Origin of the sequence: Campylobacter sp. S4:11 (assembly GCF_024723695.1) — a bacterium.
Classification (GTDB): Bacteria; Campylobacterota; Campylobacteria; order Campylobacterales; family Campylobacteraceae; genus Campylobacter_D; species Campylobacter_D jejuni_C.
Map to the genome: position 1 here is coordinate 1 of NZ_JANQDC010000039.1, position 2,993 is coordinate 2,993.

Below are 2,993 nucleotides of genomic sequence, written 5' to 3' on the forward strand. Positions count from 1 at the left end.
TTGCTACTATGATAGATTATAAAGTAAAAAGCTATGGATTATTTGGAGATGAAGGAAGAGGATTTAGCTTTTCTAGCATTAGTCGTAAAAGCGCAGGTGGTGGATCTTTTCATTATTTTATTAATGGTAAATTTGTAAAAAGTGATGAAAAATATACAGGACAAAGTTACTGATGAACCCTAAAGAACTTATCTCTCAAATCAAAGACTATGCTAATATAAGATGCTAGCTATGCAATGCTTGATTTAATCGATGAGAATGATGAAAAAGGTTTTTTTGATAGTGCTTTTACTCCTCCTTTGTGGCTTTATGCAGATGGGATAAAGTTAGGGTATGAGATAAGCAAAGAGAATGAAACAAAGCTGTCTAGAGGTAATAAGAAAATAGGAGATCCTACAGCTTATGCTACCATTATAGAAGCTAGATTTTCTGCTGATCTTGATAAAGTAGATGAACAATTAAGACAAGAATATCTTAAAAACAAAGAATTTAAATTAATTAAAAGTATTAAGTAGATTGGTTATAATAAAACAATTTATCTAAATTAGGAGTAAATTTGCAAATTCCTATTTATTCTAAATTAAAAACAAAGCTAGAAAGTAAAGGAATAGACAATATATCAAGCGGACAAATTGCTTGGTTTGTATGTAGTGTAGGGATTTTTATCATTCCTATGGTATATTTTTATATCAGTAACAATTATGATCAATTCACTATTTTATTTATTATGTTATTTATTTTTATATTGAATATGCTTTATATTAATAATTTTTTTGCATTATTGTTGCTTGTGATATTAATATTTATATATACGAAATATCATGAGTTTATCTATAATTTTAAAATTTTATTTTTTATTTTTGCACCTATAATTTTTATCTTTTTAAGAGCTTGGAGAATTTTAGTAACTTTTTTATGTGGATATATTTTTTTAGTGGCTATGGTATATATATTTGAGTTATTAGGAGGATTTTATAAATGAAATATTATGTTACGATTTATATTGATCCATTGGTAAAATGTTTTTTGGATTGCGAAAATAAAAATTTTATTAATGTGGAAGGTTTTACCCACGCTTTCTTAGGACTTACCAAAGATAAAAGTCCTGATGAACTTGATAAAGTAGATGAATAATTAAGACAAGAATGTCTTAAAAACAAAGAATGAGACAAGATAGATCAAAAACGGTATGAAGCCAAAGAAGCTAATGGATTCAATGATGATTTTTGGGGTTTTGGAATTAAACTGAATTCTGTTAATGTTACAAGCAATAAGATGTTAAAAAATAATCAATATATAATAAGGGAATATCTATGAATAACAAATTTAATTTTGCTAAATTTGTATTAGATTGTTTCGCTTGTTGTGGATTGACTATAATATCTTATTTCATATTTTTTTTACCTATTATTTATCTTATCAGATTTATTTATTTCATAGGAATAAATATGGATATTTTAAATGGATTTGGTAACTATGCCTTACATTTTACATTGTGTCATATTGCATTTTTTACTATTTGGTTTTTATTAGAAAGGAGAAACATTATAAAATATAAAATTCATAAATTAAGTTTTTGGATAGTATTTGCATTTGCAAATAGTTTTTGGTGGTATTTAGCTTATTGGTTAGCAAATAGAGGATTTTATAAATGAAATATTACGCAACAATTTATATCCACCCTATGGATTGGAACATTCCTCATGTCTTTTTAGGACTTACTAAAGACAAAAGTCCTGATGAGCTTGATAAGATAGATGAAACATTAAGACAAGAATATCTTAAAAACAAAGAATTTAAATTAATTAAAAGTATTAAGTAGATTGGTTATAATAAAACAATTTATCTATATTAGGAGTAAATTTGCAAATTCCTATTTATTCTAAATTAAAAACAAAGCTAGAAAGTAAAGGAATAGATAGTATATCAAGTGGGCAAATTGCTTGGTTTGTGTGTAGCTTGATTCTTGCTTTGGTGGCTTATATTATTCTAACTTTTCACTACATTTATATTAGTTATGGTAAATATGATAAGAATTTATTTTTATTAATATTTGATAGAAATGCAATAGAGTTATTTATTGTTATATATTCTTGCATAATGTTTAATTTATTATATACTTATAATGCCATTCCTTTGGTTTTATCTGCGGTATTTATATTTTTAGCATTTTATTTTTCTAGTTTAAGCTTGTTTATTATTGGTTGTTGTGGTATAGGAGTATTTTTCTTAATATCCATTTTTAAAAGAAAGTTTATGTTTAGCGTTTTATTATTTGCCTTGGGTTATGCTTGCACATTGTTCTTTTTTTATGGACTGGCAACATATTAGAAAGGATTTTATAAATGAAATATTATGCAACGATTTATATTGATGAATTTTTAGAATATGAAATATTAGTTAATCTTTATAATGGAAACGGCTTAGACTTCACTCACGCTTTCTTAGGACTTACCAAAGATAAAAGTCCTGATGAACTTGATAAGATAGATGAATAATTAAGACAAGAATGTCTTAAAAATAAAGAATGGAATAAGATAGATCAGAAATGGTATGAGGCTAAAGAACCTAATGAATTCAATGATGGTTTTTGGGGTTTTGGAACTGGAATTACTAATGTTGCAGAATCTCTTATAGGATCTCCTGGCAAAGTATTTAACAATAACCAATATGTATTAGATAGCAATATTGATAAAAATTGTTATATTATTAAAAAACTAAGAAGCCCTCAAACTTTCAAACCTTCTAATCGCTGTACTTTAGAACTTTCTAAAGAACAATATGAAAGCTTACTTGTAAATATTAAAGCTGATTTTGAAGCCACAAAAGAAATCACACCTAATAGCGAAAAGCCAATCAATGAAGAATTTACCTATAAACTTCTTGAAAATAATTGCGTTACTTGGGTTATTCGAAAACTTTCTGATATAGGAATAGAGCTTATTGATGATGAATATAAAGTGCCTGGAAATTTGATAGATATCTTTGGTTTG

General features: G+C 26.1%; 6 protein-coding genes and 1 pseudogene. All 7 read left to right on the plus strand.

Annotated elements, in window-relative coordinates:
* A pseudogene (locus CAMP5053_RS07915) lies at positions 1-173 on the plus strand (tRNA 2-selenouridine synthase); the annotation flags it as partial.
* Between the two features lie 63 nt (positions 174-236).
* Positions 237-515: a hypothetical protein gene (locus CAMP5053_RS07920; protein WP_337217608.1), complete on the plus strand. Its 279-nt coding sequence runs from the start codon at positions 237-239 to the stop codon at positions 513-515.
* 463 nt (positions 516-978) lie between these two features.
* Positions 979-1,134, plus strand: coding sequence for a hypothetical protein (locus CAMP5053_RS07925; protein ID WP_337217609.1), 156 nt, complete (start codon positions 979-981; stop codon positions 1,132-1,134).
* 314 nt (positions 1,135-1,448) lie between these two features.
* The gene (locus CAMP5053_RS07930; RefSeq protein ID WP_261545409.1) at positions 1,449-1,655 is read left to right on the plus strand and encodes a hypothetical protein; all 207 of its coding nucleotides are present in this window, start codon (positions 1,449-1,451) and stop codon (positions 1,653-1,655) included.
* Positions 1,652-1,822 (plus strand): hypothetical protein, encoded by a 171-nt coding sequence (locus tag CAMP5053_RS07935; protein WP_261545410.1) that lies wholly within the window; start codon positions 1,652-1,654, stop codon positions 1,820-1,822. The genes CAMP5053_RS07930 and CAMP5053_RS07935 overlap by 4 nt, the downstream gene beginning before the upstream one ends.
* A 41-nt stretch (positions 1,823-1,863) precedes the next feature.
* Positions 1,864-2,331 carry a hypothetical protein gene (locus CAMP5053_RS07940; RefSeq protein WP_261545411.1) on the plus strand — a complete coding sequence of 156 codons (468 nt, stop codon included), beginning with the start codon at positions 1,864-1,866 and terminating at the stop codon, positions 2,329-2,331.
* Between the two features lie 14 nt (positions 2,332-2,345).
* Entirely contained in the window at positions 2,346-2,498 is a 153-nt protein-coding gene (locus tag CAMP5053_RS07945) for a hypothetical protein (protein ID WP_337217610.1), read from the plus strand.
* Positions 2,499-2,993: the final 495 nt, after the last annotated feature.

Excerpts from the sequence above, each read along its gene's own strand:
- CAMP5053_RS07920 (WP_337217608.1), top strand. The coding sequence starts at position 237 with ATGCTTGATTTAATCGATGAGAATGATGAAAAAGGTTTTTTTGATAGT.
- CAMP5053_RS07930 (WP_261545409.1), top strand. The coding sequence starts at position 1,449 with ATGGATATTTTAAATGGATTTGGTAACTATGCCTTACATTTTACATTG.
- CAMP5053_RS07925 (WP_337217609.1), top strand. The coding sequence starts at position 979 with ATGAAATATTATGTTACGATTTATATTGATCCATTGGTAAAATGTTTT.
- CAMP5053_RS07935 (WP_261545410.1), top strand. The coding sequence starts at position 1,652 with ATGAAATATTACGCAACAATTTATATCCACCCTATGGATTGGAACATT.
- CAMP5053_RS07945 (WP_337217610.1), top strand. The coding sequence starts at position 2,346 with ATGAAATATTATGCAACGATTTATATTGATGAATTTTTAGAATATGAA.